This is a genomic window from Nostoc sp. FACHB-190, assembly GCF_014696905.1.
Classification (GTDB): Bacteria; Cyanobacteriota; Cyanobacteriia; order Cyanobacteriales; family Nostocaceae; genus Nostoc_B.
Window position 1 is genome coordinate 42,109 of the sequence record NZ_JACJQW010000038.1, and the last position, 21,029, is coordinate 63,137.

The following is a 21,029-nucleotide window of genomic DNA, read 5'->3' on the forward strand; positions in this document are numbered from 1 at the left end:
ATGCTATACAGAAGATTTGGACGCACAGAATTACAGATGCCGGTTTTTTCTTGCGGCGGCATGAGATATCAGTTCAAATGGCAAGATGTTGCTTGGTCAGATATTCCTTCAGATAACCAGAAAAATCTTGAAGCCACAATTCACAGAGCCATCGAACTCGGTATTAATCACATTGAAACTGCTCGTGGTTATGGTAGCTCAGAAATGCAATTGGGTAAAATTCTGCCCAAGTTTCCGCGCGAACAATTAGTTGTCCAAACCAAAGTTTCACCCGTTGCTGATGCCAAAGAATTCCGCAAAACATTTGAACAATCACTCAAGTATCTTCAGTTAGATTATGTAGACTTATTTAGTTTGCATGGTATTAATGATGCGGAATTACTAGAATATAGCGTCCGTCCTGGCGGTTGTTTGGATGTAGCCAGACAATTACAAGCTGAAGGCAAAGTCAGATTTATTGGCTTTTCTACCCACGGTGCTACAGATTTAATTGTGCAGGCAATTAATACCAATCAATTTGATTATGTAAATCTGCATTGGTACTACATTAATCAATGGAATTGGCCTGCTATTTTAGCTGCTACTCGCCTGGATATGGGTGTGTTTATTATTAGTCCTTCGGATAAAGGAGGGAAGTTATATAACCCACCAAAAAAATTAGTGAATCTTTGTGCGCCGTTGAGTCCGATGGTGTTTAATGATTTATTTTGTTTGAGTCATTCCCAGGTGCATACATTGAGTATTGGCGCAGCCAAACCCCAAGATTTTGATGAACACCTGAAGACATTAGCGTTATTAGATGAATCTTCCGAAATTTTACCGCCAATTTTAGCAAGACTGGAAGAAGAAGCGATCGCCACTCTCGGCGAAGATTGGGTAAAAAATTGGCATCTCAACTTACCCACTTGGGAACACACTCCCGGCGGTATCAATATCCCGGTAATTTTGTGGTTGTGGAATTTAGCCCGTGCTTACGACTTAGTAGACTATGCCAAAACTCGTTACAATCTCATGGGTAATGCTAGTCATTGGTTTCCTGGGAACAAAGCAGATAAACTCAACGAAGTAGATTTACGCCAATGTCTTGTCCTGAGTCCCCAAGCCCAGAAAATTCCCCAAATTTTGGCAAAAGCCCATGAAATGTTGGGTGGAGAAGAAGTGAAGCGATTGTCTCAATCGTAAATACTAGGGAGTAGGGAGTAGGGAGTGGCTGACTGGTGTAGGTTTTTTACGTTATGCCCCAAAAACCTTGATTTAGGGTGTAGGGGTGTAAGGGTGTGAGGGGGTGGAACTCTGATTAAATCGTGATTTTTAGAGTCGCTACTCATCACTCTGTTAAAAACCTACACTTGTGAGGGAGTAGAGGCTAGGGACTAATGCAACAACTTAACCTGTAACCTCTAGCCACTAACCTCTACTCAGATTCTTTCTTCGCCTCTGCTTTATCAATCATTGGCACAACTAACACTTTATCTACCCGATTACCGTCCATATCCATCACCTCAACCCGCATTCCTTCCCATTCAAAATGATCGGCGGCGGAGGGGATGCGGCCTAAATGGGTGATGACAAAGCCTCCCAAGGTTTGATAGCTACCGCGTTCGTCATCCCATTCTTCCATCTCGAATAGTTCAAAAAACTTTTCTACGGGTAACATACCGTCCAACAGCCAAGAACCATCTTCTCTCTGTACATATTGGGGTTCGTCTTCGTCGAGATCGGCGGGAACATCACCGACAATTTCGCTCATAATGTCGTTAAGGGTGACTAATCCTTGAATTACGCCGTATTCATCCACCACAATGGCCATGTGGGTGATAGTTTGCTTGAATAATTCCAACACTTTCAAGCCACGGGTGCTTTCGGGGACAAATACAGGTTGACGCAAACCCACTGTTAAATCTAAAGCTTCATTCCGAAAACTGCGAGCGAGTAAATCGGTGACAGGGATGATCCCCAGGACATTATCAAGTCCTCCCTGACAAACTGGATACCGGGAATAACCATTTTCTGTCATTTTTTGGCGGTTTTCTTCGGCAGTGTCTTCTAAGTCTAGCCAGATGATATCAGGGCGGGGTGTCATAAAAGAACTGACAGGGCGATCGCCTAAACGAAACACCCGTTCTACCATATCTTGTTCTGCTTCTTCAAAGGTTCCCGCTTCTGTACCTTGTTCAATCAAGATTTTAATTTCTTCTTCAGTTACCTGCGGTTCTTCTGAAGGGGTGATTCCTAAAATTCGCAACACCAATTCTGTAGAAGCACTCAATAAATGCACTGCTGGGGAAGCGATCGCTGCTAAAGCCCGCATTGGGATCGCCACAAACGCTGCTATTCTTTCTGGGTTATTTAATGCCAAACGCTTCGGCACTAATTCCCCGATGATCAAAGATAAATACGTAATAATTAAAACGACTATCCCAAAAGATACTGGTTCGCTGTAAGGAGCTAACAAGGGGATCAGTTTTACATATACTGCCAAGCGGTTAGCAATTGTCGCTCCCCCAAAAGCACCAGTCAGAATACCGATGAGGGAAATTCCGACTTGAACGGTAGATAAGAAATTATTGGGAGATTCTGCTAGTTTCAATGCTGCTCTGGCGTTAGCATCTCCTTGATTAGCAAGCTGCTGAAGCCTGACCTTCCGCGCTGAGACAACAGCCATCTCCGACATCGAGAAGATCCCGTTGGCAATAATTAGTACCAAAATGATTAAAATTTCAGAAGTGATGGAGGACATGTTTGGATTTGCCGCAATAGGGAGCGAACTATGCTTAACCCCTAGTATCTAGTATTAAACGTTATTCAAGTTCTGAGATGTGTGCTTTTACCAAAAAAGGCAAAAGACTCCAGAATAAAATCTAGACTCGGAGGTAGAAGGTTAAAGTACTACTAATCGCAGAATTTAACCTTGGAAAATGTCTAAATTCTCTGACTATAGGCATATACTTCATACTTTATACTTCATATTTCATACTTCCTCATTCTTCCATAGAAGTAATGAGTGGAGTGTCAACCCATTTAAAATAGTGAACATAAACTACCTATAGATTTTCTTATCACTGAAGACTTCCACCTCTAGTAGAACTTATGGCATTTTCTTCGATTGTGCGTGCCTTGGCGCGATCGCCACTCACCACAGAACTACTTTCTAAGCTCAATCGTCAACAAGATTTACGCTTAAATGGTATTCCCCGTCTACCCAAGGGCTTGGTAGCATCGGCATTAGCACAAAATTCAGGAAGGAATTTATTTGTCGTCTGTGCGACCCTAGAAGAAGCCGGACGCGCCTACGCTCAATTAGAGGCGATGGGCTGGTCAACAGTACATTTTTATCCAACTTCCGAAGCCTCACCTTACGAGCCTTTTGACCCCGAAACGGAAATGACCTGGGGACAAATGCAGGTTTTGGCGGATTTGGTGAAGGGTCAGTCATCAGTTATCAGTCAACAGTTATCAGTTAACAGTCAACAGTCATCAGTTAATGGTCAAAATAAGACGATAGCTGTGGTTGCGACTACGGGGGCGTTACAGCCGCATTTACCACCGCCAGAGGCTTTTACACCTCTAAGCCTGACCTTGACTAAAGGCATGGAATTTGACCTGAATACTTTCAGTACCAAAATTACTACCTTGGGTTACGAGCGAGTACCTTTGGTAGAAACAGAAGGTCAATGGAGTCGGCGCGGTGATATTGTCGATGTTTTCCCGGTTTCTTCAGAATTGCCAGTGCGCTTGGAATGGTTTGGCGACGAAATTGAGCAAATCAGAGAATTTGACCCGTCAACCCAGCGTTCTGCTCTTGACAAAATAGCTCAGGTTGTGCTGACTCCTACCAGCTTTACGCCGATTATCTTAGATGCACTTAAAGATAGTGTTGAGTTCCAAGCTTTTCTTAAAGAAGAACCAAACTCAGACTCAGCACTCAGCGAGAAGTTGCGTGCGGGGGTTCCCCCCGTTGAGCAAACTTCGGTGACTCAGCACTCAGCACTCAGCACTCAGCACTCAGCACTCCTAGAAGGTAGTCGGCGGTTTTTGGGTCTAGCGTTTGATAAACCTGCGTCGGTTTTAGATTATCTGCCTGAAAATACTTTAATTGCCATTGACGAACCAGAACAGTGTCACGCCCATAGCGATCGCTGGGTGGAAAATGCTGAGGAACAATGGTCGCTGGGGACTGGGGAATTAGATTTAGGTTCTCTGCAATTGCCGAAAATCCATCGGTCGTTTGATGATTGTCTAACTGAACTTACCCAATTTCCCACTGTTTATTTATCGGAAATCGCCGAGGAAAACAACGGGATTAATTTAGCCAGCCGTTCTGTACCTGTGACACCCCATCAGTTTGGCAAGCTGGCGGAAACATTACGCCAAGAACGCGATCGCAATTTCTCAATTTGGCTAATTTCTGCCCAACCTTCCCGTTCTGTCTCTCTATTACAAGAACACGACTGTCCGGCGCAATTTATCCCCAACCCGCGCGACTACCAAGCCATTGAAAAGCTACAAATCAACCATACCCCAGTCGCCTTAAAATACTCTGGTTTGGCGGAACTGGAAGGATTTATTCTGCCAACTTTCCGTTTAGTCGTGGTCACAGACCGGGAATTTTACGGTCAGCATTCCCTCGCCACGCCAGGATATATCCGCAAACGTCGGAAGGCGGCTTCCAAGCAAGTTGACCCGAATAAATTACGTCCGGGAGATTATGTAGTTCACAGAAGCCACGGGATAGGTAAGTTTGTCAAGCTGGAAAGTTTGACGATTAACAATGAAACCCGCGATTACATCGTTGTACAATACGCCGATGGTTTGTTGCGGGTGGCGGCTGACCAAGTTGGTTCTTTGTCAAGGTTCCGCGCCACAGGCGATAAAGCCCCAGAACTGCACAAAATGACTGGGAAGGCTTGGGACAATACCAAGAATCGCGTCCGTAAAGCCATCAAGAAATTAGCGGTAGATTTGCTGAAATTATATGCAGCGCGATCGCAACAACAAGGTTACGCCTATCCTCACGATATGCCTTGGCAAGAGGAAATGGAAGATTCTTTCCCTTACCAACCGACAACAGACCAGCTAAAAGCCGTCCAAGATGTCAAACGCGACATGGAAAGTGATCGGCCAATGGATCGGTTAGTATGTGGTGACGTTGGTTTCGGTAAAACGGAAGTCGCAATCCGCGCGATTTTCAAAGCTGTGACTTCTGGTAAACAAGTCGCACTCCTCGCACCAACTACCATTCTTACCCAGCAACATTACCACACCCTCAAAGAACGCTTTGCCCCCTACCCGGTGAATGTCGGCTTACTCAACCGCTTCCGCAGTGCTGAAGAACGCCGTAATATTCAAAAGCGATTAGCGACGGGTGAGTTAGATATCGTTGTGGGTACACACCAACTTTTAGGGAAAGGCGTATCTTTCCGCGATTTGGGTTTATTGGTGGTGGATGAAGAACAAAGATTTGGGGTGAATCAAAAAGAGAAAATCAAATCCTTGAAAACTCAGGTTGATGTACTCACACTTTCCGCCACACCTATTCCCCGTACGTTGTATATGTCCTTGTCGGGGATTCGGGAAATGAGTTTGATTACCACACCACCCCCAACCCGCCGACCAATTCAAACCCACCTTTCACCGTTAAATCCCGAAACAGTCCGCAGTGCAATTCGCCAAGAACTAGATAGAGGCGGACAGGTGTTTTATGTAGTTCCGCGCGTGGAAGGAATTGAAGAGACGACAGCCAAATTGCGCGAGATGATACCGGGGGGAAGATTTGCGATCGCTCACGGGCAAATGGACGAAAGCGAGTTAGAATCAACCATGCTCACCTTTAGTAATGGTGACGCAGATATTTTAGTATGTACAACAATTATTGAATCTGGTTTAGATATTCCCCGCGTTAACACCATCTTAATTGAAGACGCACACCGTTTTGGATTAGCGCAACTATACCAATTACGCGGTCGTGTCGGTCGTGCAGGTATTCAAGCCCATGCTTGGTTATTTTATCCTAAGCAACGTACCTTATCTGATGCAGCACGGCAGAGATTACGGGCGATACAAGAATTTACTCAACTCGGTTCCGGCTATCAATTGGCGATGCGCGATATGGAAATCAGGGGTGTGGGTAACTTACTAGGTGCAGAACAATCTGGTCAAATGGATGCGATCGGTTTTGATTTGTACATGGAAATGTTAGAAGAAGCGATTCGAGAAATTCGCGGTCAAGAAATACCCCAAGTTGATGATACGCAAATTGACCTCAACCTCACCGCATTTATACCCGCCGATTACATTCCCGATATTGATCAAAAGATGAGTGCGTATCGTGCAGTAGCGGCGGCGAAATCTAAAGAAGAACTCACGCAGATTGCAGCAGAATGGAGCGATCGCTATGGTACTTTACCCGTTCCCGCCAATCAACTTTTGCGCGTTATGGAACTCAAACAAATAGCCAAAAAATTAGGATTTAGCCGCATCAAACCAGAAAACAAACAACACGTAATTTTAGAAACCCCAATGGAAGAACCTGCATGGAATTTACTTGCAGCCAACTTACCAGAACATCTGAAAACCCGCTTTGTTTACTCCCCTGGAAAAGTCACAGTCCGAGGTTTAGCGGTGATGAAAGCCGACCAACAATTGCAAAGCTTGATTGATGCAATGGGGAGAATGCAAGGTGCGATCGCAGAGGCGGCTGTTGTTTAATACATCTTTTAGTTGATGAAACAGTGATTGTTTATTAGTATCGGTGAGATATGATTTAAATGCTAATGTTCTGGTGTATTCACCCAAGTCGATGCAAATATTAACTATGCTGGGCTTGGAATTTGTTTATTGAGTTCGATAACTCATCTATAACAAGTTTTAGGCTTAAGCATGGCTGGACAGAAATTTTAGGGCATGATCGCTAAAGGAATACGGCAATGAAAATTAAAGTCAAAAATCTTGGTGCTTTAAAGCAAGCCGAATTCACACTTGGCGAATTGACTATAATTTGTGGCTGCAATAATACGGGAAAGACCTACGCTACTTATGCCTTATTTGGCTTTTTATCTACTTGGCAAGATAGGTTGTCAATCAAAATTAATACTGACAAGATTAACCTGCTTCTTACTGACGGTGTAGTTCGTCTTGATATAAAAGAATATGTCAAACACTCTGAAAACATTATTACTAAAGGTTGTCAGGCTTATACTAAAGAATTATCAAAAGTTTTTGCAGCACCAGCCGAACGATTTAAAACAACAGAGTTTCAGATCAGTCTTGATGTCCAAAATATTCCTCTGAAAAGCGGATTTAATCTAAAAATTGGTTCTGGTGAGGTATCACTTTTTTCTATTACCAAAAGTGAAGAGAGTACAGAATTAGTTGTAACTCTGCTGGTTGAGAAAGAAAAAGTAAAAATTCCCACAGAAATCCTTGAAGAAATCATTAGCGACGCACTAAAAAAGATTATTTTTGATCAGTTTTTTCCTAACCCTTTCATCGCCAGTAGCGAACGAACTGGGGCTGCTATTTTTCGTAAAGACTTAGATTTTGATCGTAATCGCTTGCTAGAAGAAATTAGTCGTGTTGGACAAGATATCAATCGAGTAGAACTGCTACTTAAAGATTTTGGAGATTATGCTCTACCGATAAAGAAAAATGTTGATTTTATACGGCGACTTGAAAGCATTGTCAAAAAAAATAGTTTTATCGCGGAAAATCATCCTGATGTGCTGGCGGATTTTGCCAAAATTATCGGTGGTGAGTACACAGTTACCCGCAATGATGAGCTTTACTATTTGCCGACGGGTAAACGTGTCAAGCTGTCTATGGATGAAAGTTCCAGTGCGGTGCGTTCTCTACTAGACATTGGTTTTTATCTGAGACATGAGGCTCAACTTGGCGATTTACTCATGGTAGATGAACCCGAATTGAACTTGCACCCCGAAAATCAACGTTGCGTCGCACGGCTATTTGCTCGATTAGTAAACCTGGGTATTAAAGTTTTCATCACCACACACAGTGATTATATTATCAAAGAACTGAATACACTGATCATGCTCAACCATGATAAACCTTATCTCAAACGAATTGCCGAAAAAGAAGGTTATCGACAAGAAGAACTAATATCTGCTGAAAAAATCAAAGTCTATATTGCGGAAGAAGAACTGATAATACCAGATGGTAAAACAAAAAGACAAAAATGCCAGACCCTGGTACCAGCAGATATTGATCCACAACTAGGTATTGAAGCCCGTAGTTTTGACAAAACAATCGAAACAATGAATCGCATTCAGGAAGCGATTGTCTGGGGTGAAGAGTAATGTCTGATATCGCTATCCTCAAAGAGATGATTCAGGAAAATGCTACAGTACCATTGCAAGAACACTATGACAAAAAGAAAGTCATACTCACCGAACTGACAGATCCTAAATATTCGGTAACTATTTATGGGATGCCTAAAGATGATGAAGTCATTGTAATTAAGGCAGATAATTTTGAATCACCAAAGACGATATTTCAAGGAAAGCGTGGTGAATGCAAACGTGCAGATTTTGTCATCATTGCTGATACAGAGGACAAAAAAGTTATTCTCTATATTGAAATGAAGGGAGGAAAAGGCGGTTCAGAAATAGAAATCATTCAGCAACTTAAAGGAGGGGAGTGTTTTATTGCTTATTGTCAAAAAATTGGTCAGTCATTTTGGAATCAGCAAAATTTTCTCAGCGATTATGTATATCGTTTCGTCAGCATTAAGGAAATTAGTATTGCCAAGCAAAAAACACGTATTAGTCGCCAAACTAACAATCATGACCGTCCAGATAAAATGCTAAAAATTAGCTCACCAAATTACCTTCATTTCAATCATTTGATCGGAGGATGATAGGTAATAGCTCTCCTCAACTTTGTTCACAATTTGTGCGATCGCCAATTCATGATACGCCTACGAAAATTAACGTTGCAATGAGTGTTGATTGACGGCGCAATCTAGATTGAACGTGTTGCCTTTGAGATTCATTATTAACAACTGCAAAGTTTGATTGATGCAATGGGGAGAATGTAAGGTGCAATGCCTACGGCAAGCCTCTGAACATCTAAGCAGAAGCAGCTATTGTTTAAATAGCGTGTAGTTCAGTTTATAATCCTGCTTTCTGCCAGTACTTACTCTTGGTTAACGATAAAATTTAGAAGTGACTATACATAGCTTGTAAACATGAGCCAAAATATCAGGCAAGTAATCATGTATCGGGACGAAGATGGCTACTGGATTGTGGAGTGTCCCAGCCTCAAAGGTTGCGTTAGCCAAGGTAAAACGAAAGAGGAAGCTCTTTTGAATATCAAAGAGGCGATCGCCGGTTATATTTTAGCTCTCCAAGAAGATGGCTTACCTATCCCAGAAGAAAACTTTGAAACATTTCTGGTGGTTGTGTGAGTAAGCTACCCAGCATTTCAGGGCAAGAATGTGTCAAAGCTTTAGAAAAAATTGGTTTCTACCAAAAGCGAAGAGAAAGCAGTCACATTATTATGCGTCGAGATGAGCCATTTGCTCAAGTTGTTGTTCCTGATCATCAAGAGTTAGCTAAAGGAACTTTGAGGGCGATTATTCGAGATATTGATTTAAGTGTAGAGGAGTTTATCGCATTACTTTAGGATATAGTTCCCAATGGTACAGACACCATCCAAAAATTTGACATTAGAGGAGTTTCTCAAACTACCAGAAACTAAACCTGCTAGTGAATACATTGATGCTCAAATTATTCAGAAACCCATGCCGCAAGGTGAACACAGTACAATTCAAGGTGAACTAATCATCACCATCAATGGAGTCACTAAGCCGCAGAAAATTGCGCGTGCATTTCCAGAGTTGCGCTGCATTTTTGCTGGACGTGCTATTGTTCCAGATGTATCTGTGTTTCTTTGGGAGAGAATTCCGCGAAATGAAAATGGGGGTGTAGCAAATGTTTTTGCATTAGCACCCGATTGGATAATTGAAATCCTTTCTTCTGAGCAAAGTCAAACTAAGGTGATTGCTAAAATCTTGCATTCCTTGAAGCATGGAACTAAAATGGGTTGGCTTATTGACTCTAGTGAAAAATTAGTATTTGTATATTTCTCAAACCAACCACCAGAGTTATTTGATCAGGCAGAGCAGTTACTTCCTGTTCCATCTTTTGCAAATGAGTTACAGCTTACAGTAGGTGATTTGTTCGGTTGGCTATTAGAGTAGAAAGTGAACATGAATATTAATCTTGATTTACCACTAGACCTAGAAAAAGAGCTTTGTAATGAAGCTTCTCAACTTAATTTGACTCTTTCTGAATATATTCTTCGTGTTCTGACTGTCCGGCAAGTTTTAATAAATCAACCAAAGACAGGCGCAGAACTTGTTGCTTATTGGCAGAGTGAAGGCGTGATCAATTCAAGACCTGATATTACAGATAGTCAAGCCTACGCTCGTCAATTACGCCGTGATGCTGAGACCCGTGAACGAACTTAGGTTAAGTTGATGTATTTGCTATATGTAGAGGTATAATTTATACTATAAAAACTCTGTTGTATAATGATTTTTATAAAGTTATAAATTCAAGCTTCTTAAAGAAAATTTAAAAATAAAATTATTGTTATTTTTGTTAAAAAACTAAAAATATGGGCGGACAAGTATACCATTTTACACCTGATTTTCTAAATCTGTTAGTAGATACTATTCCTAAACTTTGTAAGAGCAAGAAAGATGTTTTAATATTTTTTTCCAGTGCAGGAGTTAGCCAAAAAACTTTAGCAGATATCAGCGAACAACTTCAGAAAGATCCAAGCAGTATTAACAAATATGAAATTGCTCGTAGAACATTAGTTAGACTTAACGAAGCTGGAGAGGATGCACTGCGTGAAAGAAGGGAAATTGTTAAAAGAGTTACTGAGTTTGAGGATTTTTCTAGGTGTTGGGATAACGATCAAATACTAGCTATGGGGTTAGTTGCTAAGGTGAGAGAGATAGTCAATGTTAAAGACTATTTTACCAGAATGCAGCAAGTGATTGAGTCAAATCTTCAAGAAGATAGGAAAAAACGTCAAGCCGAAGAGCAAGCAAGAGTAGATGCACTAAAATCTAAGAGACAGAAACGAGAAAAAATTAAGTTTGAATTAATCAAGCTATATCAGGAAACTAATCCTCAAAAGCGAGGTAAAGAACTAGAAAGTATTTTAAATATTTTTTTTGAAAGTGAGAATATTTTGGTGAGAGAATCCTTCACTATAACTGGAGAAAATAACGAAGGAATAATTCAACAAATTGATGGTGCAATTGAGGTTAACAACCATTTGTATTTAGTCGAGATGAAATGGTGTAAAGAAGCATTAAGCCCTGGAGATGTAGCACAGCATATGATGCGAATATTTTTGAGGAGTGATGCTCGTGGCATTTTCATTTCTGAATCAGGTTATACGGATGCAGCAATTATTGATATAAAAAAAGCACTCAGTCAAAAGCTAATCGTACTTTTTACTTTAAAGGAATTTGTACTTCTTTTGGAAGGTAATGATAGTTTTGAGTCTCTTTTGAGAACTAAAGTGGAAGCAGTACAACTTGATGGAAAATTAGTATACTAAAATTGAGATGCCAAACCCTGTTCGAGCGTTTTCTTATGTCCTTGCAAGAACTGAAGGAACAAGCTTGTAAACTTCCTGTGAGCGATCGCCTTGCTCTCATCAGTGCTGTAATTCAATCCCTGCAAGACACGCCTCAGATGGATAACTGGCAATATCTAGTTGCACGTCCTCACAGTTGGCGGAAACAACTTTATATTAAAGGGCGTAAATTACTTGCCTCAACTGTTTGGCAAGACATGATGGTAAATCAGATGTCGCCAGAGGAAGCAGCAGAAAATTGGGATTTACCGATATCTGCTATTTATGAAGCGATTAGTTATTGTGAGAGTCATCAAGAACTACTGAAGTTAGAATCCGACGAAGAACGTCATCGCTTAGAAGCAAAAGGAGTCCCACTTGAGTCTACGAATGCTGCTTGATGAGGATTCACAGGCAAAATATTTGGTCAATCTTCTACAAGCAGCAGGTTATGATGTGGTCACAGTTAATACAGCAGGTTTAATGAATCGTTCCGATTCAGTTGTACTAAACTACGCTAGGCAAAATCAGCGAGTGCTACTTACACGCAACTGTGATGACTTCCAGGAATTGCATCAAGCCAACCCAGTACATTCAGGAATTTTGGCTGTTTATCAAAATTCTGATGCTACTAAAAATATGAGCTATCAGTTAATCGTAAAGGCGATCGCAAATTTGGAAGCAGCAGAATACATACTTAATAATCAATTCGTGATTCTTAATCAATGGAATTATTGACTCTCAACCTCTGTAATCACCAGTTCATCTCTCCAACGAAAAGCTTGCTCTGAGGCGATCGCTAAATCGCAAAATTTCGTGCAGGCAAAACCCAAGAGTTAAATACCAATAAATAAGACTAAAATTCTTTGTGTTGATAAGCTAAATAAACAGCTTCTAAAAAAATATCAGGCGCAACTGCTGGCAAGTTATCTAAGTTAACAATGGCTGCGACTTGTTGAGTTAACTTAGAAGCAAGTGCTACTCTTGATTTAGTTGCCATTGCGCCACGTCGCTGCAAGTATTCTCGAATTACGGCAAAATCATCTGGTAATAATTGCGATAAATCAGCAATATCTAGCAATTCTGTGTAAAGTGACTTTGCTTGTTCTGAGATTGTGAAAGTTGCCGATGGTGTGGCTATTTCAGATTCAATCACAATTGTACCAGCGACCCAATCACCCAGGCGTTTTTCACGGCTGCTAAACATAATAAAAAAAGCACCCAGAAAGAAAAATTCGTCTAAAGGTCGGAGTAAGGCGCGTAAAGTTGTCTGTGCTAATCCAACGGGTCTACCATCATCTCGCACGACCCGAATTTTGGCAAAGCGTTTTCCTGGGGTTTGCCCTTGCCATAGAGTTTCAAAAAATACAAAATAACCAACGTAAATTCCGAAGAGAAGTAAAAAGGTAATGGCAACTAGCCAAAGTCCTACTTGTGAACCAATAGCCTCTTGTTGTTCCAAAATATCAGCTAACTGACCAGATACATAAATCCAGGCATAGACGCACACTAAGATAATTACAGCTAATGCCAGATAGTCAATTACCAAAGCCCAAGCACGGTTTCCTATCCCAGCGAGGGTAAATTCTAGTTCGACGCTTTCGGGGGTGCGGAATTTAACGCGGTTAAAAAAGTGCATAAATAATATTTTTACTTTAGATTTCGCGATCGCGTAACTGTAAGCCTAACCCTTCCCGGCGGCTACGGAGGTCATAATAAACCACGGCTTTAATTGCTTGCCACAATGGTACAATTGCCGCACCACTAGTAAAACTTAAAGCCAGAACTAAGACAAAATAAAGCAGCGCAAACAATCCAGAATCTTCTCCACTAATTGCAAAAAAAGCCACCTGAAGAATACTAGTAATAATCTGCACGAGAATTTGAATTGGGATGGTAATTAAAAAAGTAATAAAGGAAATTAATACAATCCGCCACACATAACCTTCGGTTAACTCCCAGCTACGACTAATAGATGATGTCGCGTCAATATTTTCCTCAATAGCTAAAGGCACATCAACCAAGAAAAATCGAGTTAAAAACCAAAAAACTCCCAGAAAAATTCCAATGCCTGCGATAATGGCGATCGCAACCAATAAAATCACACTAGCAGGATTTGCCTGTTGACCAGATCCCCCAATTAAGACTGCTGACAAAAAACCAAACAGCCCAAATACAATAGCCATTCCCAACACAATACCTAAGCCTAAAAAACCCATTAACAGCGTCATCAGTAAAAATTGCCACATTCTAGAATTGACAAAGCGTTCGCCTGATGAGATGCTTTCTGGTTGATTAACTAGTTCGCCAAAAGCCAAGCGCGAAATTAGCGCAATGAGGGCGTAACATTTTCCCCAGCCATATATAGGTACTAATATCCAGACATAAGCTTTTAATGCCAATAAAAAATAATCCTTCAAATGAGAGCGATATAGCCTTATACCTGCACTGACAACATTTCCCACACTGAGTGGTTGTATAGGACTTGGAGAACCAATATTTCCCGACATGATGCCAAATTTCCTTGAAAGTACAGTTGTGAATTTGTGGCTATCTTAAGGTAGGTTATAGCAATTCGTAATTCGTAATTTGTAATTCGTAATTAACAAATGTAGACATAATTGAGGTTTTAGGCTGCGTTAGGGAATAAATTTTAGAAAATGAATCCTAATTGCTCATATCATTTCTTGATGAAGATGTAATTTATAGTTTTTTCTTGTGTCTTCCGTGTCTCCCTTGTCTTCCTTGTCCCCCTTCTACCAAGCTACTCCTTACTCCCCGACTCTATGAATATTCAACGATGGATTACCCGCAGAGAACCAAATTGGCAGCGTTTGGATGCTTTATTAAAGCAAGTAGAAAAAAAAGGACTGAAATCAGCACGCGCTGGAGAAATTAGGGAATTAGCCAGTTTATATCGTTCCGTGGCGGCGGATTTAGCCCGCGCCCGTACACAACAAATTGGTCAGACTTTAATCCAAAGTTTGCAAATTTTAACAACTCGCGGTTACACCCAAATTTACCAAGGTTCGCGGCGACAAGAATGGCGGGCGGCGCTGGAATTTTACCGTTGGGGTTTACCGTTAGTTGTACAGCAGACATTTCCTTATATTGCTTTGGCTACAGCTTTGTTTTTGCTGGGGGGAGTGGTTGGTTGGTGGTATGCTTGGCAAGACCCAACATTTATGTCGTTAGTAGTGCCACAACACTTAATTTCTCAGGTACGGGATGAGCATAAATTATGGATGGGGTCGATTGTGGGAGTTGAACCTTTGGCATCCAGCAGCATCATGATTAATAATCTTTCGGTGTCTTTTGGTGCGGTTGCTGGGGGAATTACGGCGGGATTATACACAACTTATTTAATGGTATTTAATGGTTTATTAATTGGTGCTGTTGGTACTTTAGTCGGTCAAAATAATTTAGCTTATCCTTTTTGGGCGTTTGTTTTTCCCCACGGGGCTTTGGAATTACCTGCGATATTTTTTGCGGGTGGTGCAGGTTTATTATTAGCTAGAGCAATTTTATTTCCTGGTAAATATCGCCGTGGTGATGCGTTAAAGTTCTATAGTTTTCAAGCGGCACAATTAGTTTTTGGGATTGTACCTATGTTAATTATTGCTGGTACAATAGAAGGCTTTTTTTCGCCTAATCCCAATGTCCCAGACCCAATTAAATATCTTGCGGGACTAGGATTATTTGTATTTTTGGTGTTGTATTGTAACCGCAAACGTGGTTAGTCAATTTTATCTCTAGTCCTTCTTAGTAGAACTATAGGAATCCGGTTTGATTTCTGAATTTATTTGTGTAGGTAGGGAATGGGGAGTCGGGAGTAGGAAAGAAGCCTGATCTGGGTGTACTGATTTTTTTCAAAAATCAAATATGATTTCTATGGTACAACATTGTTTCTTTTTCCTTTTGACTTTTTTACCCTGAGTCCAGCGTCTCGGACAGGAGACCCGCATTTCTCACAAGCTTCAGGCGTTTGATGGGGCAGAGGGGCAGAGGTGCGGAGGGGCAGGGGAGAGAGTACCTTCATTCTCCCCTGCTCCCCTGCTCCTTTCAAGGGCAGGTTTTTAAACCTTCGATAAATAGTTGAGAATATTCTCAATTATGAAACGTAGTTTTAACTGTTCAGACAATAATTTTGGTTTTAAAAGCCCAAAAATTTGTCTAATAAAAAAAGCCTGCCCTTGAAAGCTCCCCTGCTCCCCTGCACAGGCTTTGAAAGGTGTGGTGAGAAATCCGGGTAGAGCGATGCGTCAGTCCTGACTATGAGTCATCAAGTCGTGATCAATTCTGACTTCTATAGTCTGAGTTCCATTCGATATTAGTCTCGATGTTGAAAGCAAGTGCTATTATTACCTCTGCATACTAAAAGTAAATATTTGGTAGAGAAGCAATTGATTGCATCTTGACACCACAACGCACGTATTTATGCCTACTACCACCTGGAATCGTCATCACGTCATTTCTTTAGCTGACTTTACTACTGCTGAATACAATACTGTTTTGCAAACGGCTGCAAGTTTTCAAGAAGTCCTATCACGGCGGACAAAGAAAGTACCAACTTTGCAAGGACAGGTGGTGGCAAATTTATTTTTTGAACCTTCTACCCGTACACGCAGCAGTTTTGAACTAGCAGCAAAACGTTTAAGTGCAGATACCTTAAATTTTGCGGCTTCCACTTCTTCGATGACCAAAGGTGAGACAATCCTCGATACAGCTAAGACTTATTTGGCGATGGGGACTGATATTATGGTCATCCGTCATAAGGAAGCAGGTGTCCCAGATGCGATCGCTCAAGAAATGGATCGTTTGGGCGTGCGAGTTAGTATACTCAATGCTGGGGATGGTCAACATGAACATCCTTCCCAAGCATTGCTGGATTTATTTACGATCTGCACTTTAGTTGACCGAGATCATCCCAATATCGAAATGTTGGCGGGGAAAAAAATTGCGATCATTGGGGATATCTTACATTCTCGTGTAGCGCGATCGAATATTTGGAGTTTAATTGCCAGTGGCGCACAAGTACATTTAGCTGCACCGCCGACTTTGTTACCCAAGTTATTTGCTGAGTATATATATAGTGAGAGAAAAGATACACTCAATGGTCAACTATTTTTACATTGGCAATTAGAACCAGCCTTACAAGAAGCAGATTTTGTGATGACTCTGCGGTTGCAAAAAGAACGGATGACAGCACATTTACTTCCTAGTTTGCGGGAATATCATCAGTTATTTGGCATTACCCGACAAAAATTGCAACTGTGCAAACCTGATGTGAAAGTTCTGCACCCAGGCCCTGTAAACCGTGGTGTAGAAATTAGTTCTGATTTAATGGATGACCCAGAATTTAGCTTGATTCAATCGCAAGTTACTAGTGGTGTGGCTGTCAGAATGGCGTTGTTGTATTTGATTGGTAGTGGGAAGACTTAATTGTTAATTTAGGAAACTTTGTTGGTTCTTCGGTTGTTTTTATGGTTGAGCATTAAAATTACAGTTTCATAGAAAGGCTCAAAAACTTAAAACCCATTTACAGCAAAATAAATACAGGCTCTATTTAGGTTTTATTTATTATTCTGTTCCATAAAAGTTCCTGAAGAGCCACTTTGTTTAAGTAGAAAGACAGAATTAAACCTAATTAGAGATTGACTGGTTTCGACACTTCGACATCTGATTATTTAAAAATCCCCTAGCTAAGATTCTTGGTAGTGTAGCAATTTGCCAAACAATTAGATTCCATAAATAGCCATACTGAGGATAACACTTAACTAGCAAAATTTCTGCCATTAAATATAATCTAGTTTCCTTTAAATAACTATCCCGAACAATAAATCTAATTTGTTCTGGCTTAGGCATAGCATGACCAATTATCGTATCTTTTTGATAAAACTTGGCTTGGATAAACAAGCCTAGCAATCTATCCAGACTCCACATAGGTATCCACTTTAACGCACTGGAAACTTGCATGGCTTGTGATAATTCATTCAGTGCTGCTTTAACTCGTTGCGTTTGCCAAATTTTATTATTAAAATTTTCAAAATGAATGCCGTTTTGATCAGTTCTTTTTCTCCAAGGAAAAATTACATAGCGAAAATCAAAGGCTTTACATAAAGGAGCAATTGGTACTTCTAGTAAACCTTTGTAGTTTCCCTGTTTAAATGGAAATGGGTTTTCTGCTGTTTTTTTATCAATTTCCAATTCCTCCAAATTTGGAAGAGATTCCCAGTCTTGTTGAATACGTGATTTATCAGAATGATTAATATTTTCAATTTTTAGTCTTAAAACCCAACTTTCAGGAAACCTTTGAAAGTACTGTGTGGATAATTCTACAATATCAGGATGTACAAAATCATCATCGTCTAATGCCATCACATAATCACTTTCGGCATTAATTAAACCTATGAATCTTTGGATGACTTCCCCTTTGTAAGGACTGATTAAAACCTTCACCCTAGCATCATCTATTTCCTTAATATTTAAATCAGGTGGATAAACTAAAATGAATTTAACTTCACCTTTTACTTGTAATAGCTGATTTAACCAATAATCTGAATAATTGCCGCGTGTAGCTGTAACAATAGTCAAGAATTGTTTGTTGTTCATATTATTATATTCTTGATATTTGTACCTGTAAAAAAGCTCAATTAAAATTAGCTTTATTTACTAATATCACTTTTCAATAAAGCCATGTTTAATCATAACTGATTTGCCGGATATGATATTACAAGTTACAATAATTGTAGATACTTATAAAAAATAAATATGTATCAATACAAAGTTTACTAGTCTGCTGAAGTACAAATTTATCTGCCTTTAGCTGTGTTAATTAGGGCTTGCTGATTAAGTGGATAATTTTTGTCTCACGCAAAGGCGCTTGACGATTAACCATCTTCGTTGAGAATCTCTTGCAAACTGAGTAGCAATTCATTCACAGTGTAGGGTTTAGCTAAGAATTTCTTGACACCCATTTTCGTAATTTCCCCTAGTTTCTCTTTTGGTATGAGTCCACTGGTGGCAATAATTTTGACTTGGGGGTTAATTTTTTGTAAGGTACGGATGGCTGTAACCCCATCTAATGAAGGCAACATAATATCCATCAGCACGACACTAATTTTATTGGAATTTTTGGCGTATTGAGCGATCGCTTCAATGCCATCACTGGCAATTAAAGTTTCATAATGATGAGTTTCTAGGGATGTTCTGGTAATTTCTTGAATTGAGGGTTCATCATCTACAATCAGAATCAATTCTCCATGACCAACTTGCAGTGTGATTTCGTCTTGGCTAAAAATTTCCTGTTCACCCACACTCGGCAAATAAACCCGAAAGCAAGTTCCGTTACCGATTTGGCTTTCTACACTCACAAAACCGCCGTGACTTTTCACAATTCCCAAAACGGTAGAAAGTCCTAAACCTGTGCCTTGTCCTACAGGTTTAGTCGTGAAAAATGGCTCAAAAATTCGATCTAAAATTTCCTCTGGAATGCCAATCCCAGTATCACAGACACTCATCACTGTGTAGGGGCCGATTTTGGCATCTAAATTCATCCGGGCGTAATTTTCATCAATTAACAAGTTTGCCGCAGTGATTGTTAAAGTACCACCATCAGGCATCGCATCACGGGCGTTGACGCAGAGATTCATTAACACTTGATGGAGTTGGGTACTATCTCCTGAAACTAACCATAACTCTGGTGATAAGTCAAGGCGCACATCAATCGATTTGGGTAGGGTTTCTTTCAAAATCTTGGCAACTTCGACAATTAAGTGTCGAGGTTGCAAATTGATGCGTTGCCCTTCCACACCCCGCGCAAACGATAATACTTGTTTAACTAAGTCTGCACCACGTTTGGCATTAATTTCTAAAATCTCTAATAAATGCTGGGTTCGTTCATCAGCATCAGGGAACTTCAGTGGTAATAATTGCGCTCCGGCTAAAATTGGTGTGAGGATATTGTTGAGGTCGTGGGCAATGCCACTGGCTAAAGTGCCGATACTTTCCATGCGTTGGGCGCGAAACAGTTGCGATTCTAGGCGTTTTTTCTCCGTAATATCCGTATCTACTGTTAAAATTGATTGGGGTCTACCTTGGCGATCGCACACCAAACTCCAACGACTCGCTACTAATACCTCTTTACGTGCTTTCGTTCTTTTAGTTAATTCACCTTGCCACTTACCTTTACTGACGACGTTTAACCAAGCTGCTTCAAATTCCGGGTAAGATTCATCAAATAATAACTCGCTAACATTTTTTCCCCAAGCCTCTGATGCTTGCCAGCCATAAAGTTTTTCCGCACCTTTGTTCCAAAACAAAATTTTATTCTCTAAATCGCGCACAAAAATTGCATCTGTGGTGATGTCTAATAATGCTGCTTGTTCGCGGATTTTTGCTTCGGTTTGTTTGTTTTCACTGATATCGATACTGGCGCAAGTTATCCCCACAATATCTTGCGACTCATTGCGTAATGGCTCAACAGTCAAATCATAATAGCGAATCCCTTGGGGCGTAGTCAGCAATACTTCGGCTCTTGTGCCTATTCCTGTGGTCAGGACACCTTGTTTAATGGTAGTTAAATTTTGAGCATCTGCATCTGGGAGCAGTTCTGAGTCATGCTTACCCAGCATATCTTCATTTGTCCAGCCAGAAATTGAATTATAAACCCAGGTGTAACGTAACTCTCTATCTTGATTAAATACAAAAATCGGCGAATTTTTCAATGCTACGCGAAACCGTTCCTCGCTCTGGCGCAGTGCATCTTCAATCCGTTGACGCTCAATCGCATAACGCATGGAACGCACAAGCAAATCACCAGTTACTTGCCCCTTGACTAAATAATCTTGCGCTCCTTCTTGCATAGCGCGGAGTGCTAAAGTTTCGTCATCTAAACCTGTTAGCACAATAATTGGTGTAGTTCTTGCTTGACGAGTTGCCCTTAAAAAAGTGCTAATCCCTTGACTATCAGGTAGAGAAAGGTCTAGTAACATCACATCAAAACTATCTTGCGCTAATAAGTTGAGTGCTGCCGACAATTCCTCAACCGGACGCAAATCTACCTGTGCTGTCTTGACTTCTTTTAATAACTCCTGTAAGAGAAAAACATCGCCAGGGTTATCTTCAACTAATAAGACTTTTATTATTTCTCCTGCCATTTCGATTACTCCGGCGGCAGTTTTACGATCGCAAACCAGAAATTTTCTATGGATTGTACAATTTTAACGAATTGATCAAAATCTACCGGCTTGGTGATATAACAATTAGCCGCTAAATTATAGGCTTTAAGAATATCTTCTTCCGATTGGGAAGTATCACCTTCGCCTTTAAAATCAAGCTTTTGAGCATCTCTGCAATTATCTGCTACTCATTTGCTACTCATATTGACTGTTTTAACCCTGTTTTTTGGCGATCGC

Annotated in this window: 18 protein-coding genes and 1 pseudogene; 13 read left to right on the top strand and 6 right to left on the bottom strand. The window is 40.6% G+C overall.

Features of this window, described 5'->3' with window-relative positions; genetic code table 11:
• A complete protein-coding gene (locus tag H6G28_RS28910; RefSeq protein WP_190676095.1) occupies positions 1-1,182 on the top strand; it encodes an aldo/keto reductase in 1,182 nt (393 codons plus the stop codon).
• Positions 1,183-1,414: 232 nt separating this feature from the next.
• Here H6G28_RS28910 and H6G28_RS28915 read toward each other — a convergent pair whose 3' ends face one another.
• Positions 1,415-2,740 (bottom strand): hemolysin family protein, encoded by a 1,326-nt coding sequence (locus H6G28_RS28915; RefSeq protein WP_190592814.1) that lies wholly within the window; start codon positions 2,738-2,740, stop codon positions 1,415-1,417.
• Positions 2,741-3,090: 350 nt separating this feature from the next.
• On the opposite strand from H6G28_RS28915, the gene mfd reads away from it, so the two are divergent.
• From mfd to H6G28_RS28965, 10 genes are all read left to right on the top strand, one after another.
• Entirely contained in the window at positions 3,091-6,708 is a 3,618-nt protein-coding gene (mfd, locus tag H6G28_RS28920; RefSeq protein WP_190676097.1) for a transcription-repair coupling factor, read from the top strand.
• 218 nt (positions 6,709-6,926) lie between these two features.
• On the top strand, positions 6,927-8,312 hold the full coding sequence (locus H6G28_RS28925) for an AAA family ATPase (protein ID WP_190676099.1): 1,386 nt from the start codon (positions 6,927-6,929) through the stop codon (positions 8,310-8,312).
• A complete protein-coding gene (locus tag H6G28_RS28930) occupies positions 8,312-8,872 on the top strand; it encodes a hypothetical protein (RefSeq protein ID WP_190676101.1) in 561 nt (186 codons plus the stop codon). The genes H6G28_RS28925 and H6G28_RS28930 overlap by 1 nt, the downstream gene beginning before the upstream one ends.
• A gap of 330 nt (positions 8,873-9,202) precedes the next feature.
• Positions 9,203-9,421 carry a type II toxin-antitoxin system HicB family antitoxin gene (locus H6G28_RS28935; protein ID WP_199332963.1) on the top strand — a complete coding sequence of 73 codons (219 nt, stop codon included), beginning with the start codon at positions 9,203-9,205 and terminating at the stop codon, positions 9,419-9,421.
• Positions 9,418-9,639: a type II toxin-antitoxin system HicA family toxin gene (locus H6G28_RS37040; RefSeq protein WP_190592818.1), complete on the top strand. Its 222-nt coding sequence runs from the start codon at positions 9,418-9,420 to the stop codon at positions 9,637-9,639. Before H6G28_RS28935 ends, H6G28_RS37040 begins: the two co-directional genes overlap by 4 nt.
• A 13-nt stretch (positions 9,640-9,652) precedes the next feature.
• Positions 9,653-10,216 (top strand): Uma2 family endonuclease, encoded by a 564-nt coding sequence (locus H6G28_RS28945; RefSeq protein WP_190676103.1) that lies wholly within the window; start codon positions 9,653-9,655, stop codon positions 10,214-10,216.
• A gap of 9 nt (positions 10,217-10,225) precedes the next feature.
• Positions 10,226-10,486: a hypothetical protein gene (locus H6G28_RS28950; protein WP_190676105.1), complete on the top strand. Its 261-nt coding sequence runs from the start codon at positions 10,226-10,228 to the stop codon at positions 10,484-10,486.
• Between the two features lie 149 nt (positions 10,487-10,635).
• A complete protein-coding gene (locus H6G28_RS28955) occupies positions 10,636-11,595 on the top strand; it encodes a restriction endonuclease (RefSeq protein ID WP_190676107.1) in 960 nt (319 codons plus the stop codon).
• Between the two features lie 35 nt (positions 11,596-11,630).
• Positions 11,631-12,014 carry a hypothetical protein gene (locus tag H6G28_RS28960; RefSeq protein WP_190676110.1) on the top strand — a complete coding sequence of 128 codons (384 nt, stop codon included), beginning with the start codon at positions 11,631-11,633 and terminating at the stop codon, positions 12,012-12,014.
• Positions 12,004-12,351: a DUF5615 family PIN-like protein gene (locus H6G28_RS28965; RefSeq protein WP_190676112.1), complete on the top strand. Its 348-nt coding sequence runs from the start codon at positions 12,004-12,006 to the stop codon at positions 12,349-12,351. Before H6G28_RS28960 ends, H6G28_RS28965 begins: the two co-directional genes overlap by 11 nt.
• Positions 12,352-12,469: 118 nt before the next feature.
• On the opposite strand, the gene H6G28_RS28970 is transcribed toward H6G28_RS28965, so the two are convergent.
• Entirely contained in the window at positions 12,470-13,252 is a 783-nt protein-coding gene (locus H6G28_RS28970; RefSeq protein WP_190676114.1) for an RDD family protein, read from the bottom strand.
• Between the two features lie 16 nt (positions 13,253-13,268).
• A complete protein-coding gene (locus tag H6G28_RS28975; RefSeq protein ID WP_190676116.1) occupies positions 13,269-14,123 on the bottom strand; it encodes a glycerophosphodiester phosphodiesterase family protein in 855 nt (284 codons plus the stop codon).
• Between the two features lie 276 nt (positions 14,124-14,399).
• Between H6G28_RS28975 and H6G28_RS28980 the strand changes: the two genes are divergently transcribed.
• Together H6G28_RS28980 and H6G28_RS28985 are read left to right on the top strand one after the other, a co-directional pair.
• Complete coding sequence (locus H6G28_RS28980; RefSeq protein ID WP_190676118.1) at positions 14,400-15,353, top strand: stage II sporulation protein M; 954 nt, start codon at positions 14,400-14,402, stop codon at positions 15,351-15,353.
• 697 nt (positions 15,354-16,050) lie between these two features.
• Positions 16,051-17,055, top strand: a complete 1,005-nt coding sequence (locus tag H6G28_RS28985; protein ID WP_190676120.1) for an aspartate carbamoyltransferase catalytic subunit — start codon at positions 16,051-16,053, stop codon at positions 17,053-17,055.
• 201 nt (positions 17,056-17,256) lie between these two features.
• On the opposite strand, the gene H6G28_RS28990 is transcribed toward H6G28_RS28985, so the two are convergent.
• From H6G28_RS28990 to H6G28_RS37045, 3 genes and pseudogenes are all read right to left on the bottom strand, one after another.
• Positions 17,257-18,225, bottom strand: a complete 969-nt coding sequence (locus H6G28_RS28990; RefSeq protein ID WP_190676121.1) for a glycosyltransferase family A protein — start codon at positions 18,223-18,225, stop codon at positions 17,257-17,259.
• Positions 18,226-18,503: 278 nt separating this feature from the next.
• Positions 18,504-20,771: a hybrid sensor histidine kinase/response regulator gene (locus tag H6G28_RS28995; protein WP_190676124.1), complete on the bottom strand. Its 2,268-nt coding sequence runs from the start codon at positions 20,769-20,771 to the stop codon at positions 18,504-18,506.
• A gap of 5 nt (positions 20,772-20,776) precedes the next feature.
• A pseudogene (locus H6G28_RS37045) lies at positions 20,777-20,926 on the bottom strand (response regulator); the annotation flags it as partial.
• Positions 20,927-21,029: the final 103 nt, after the last annotated feature.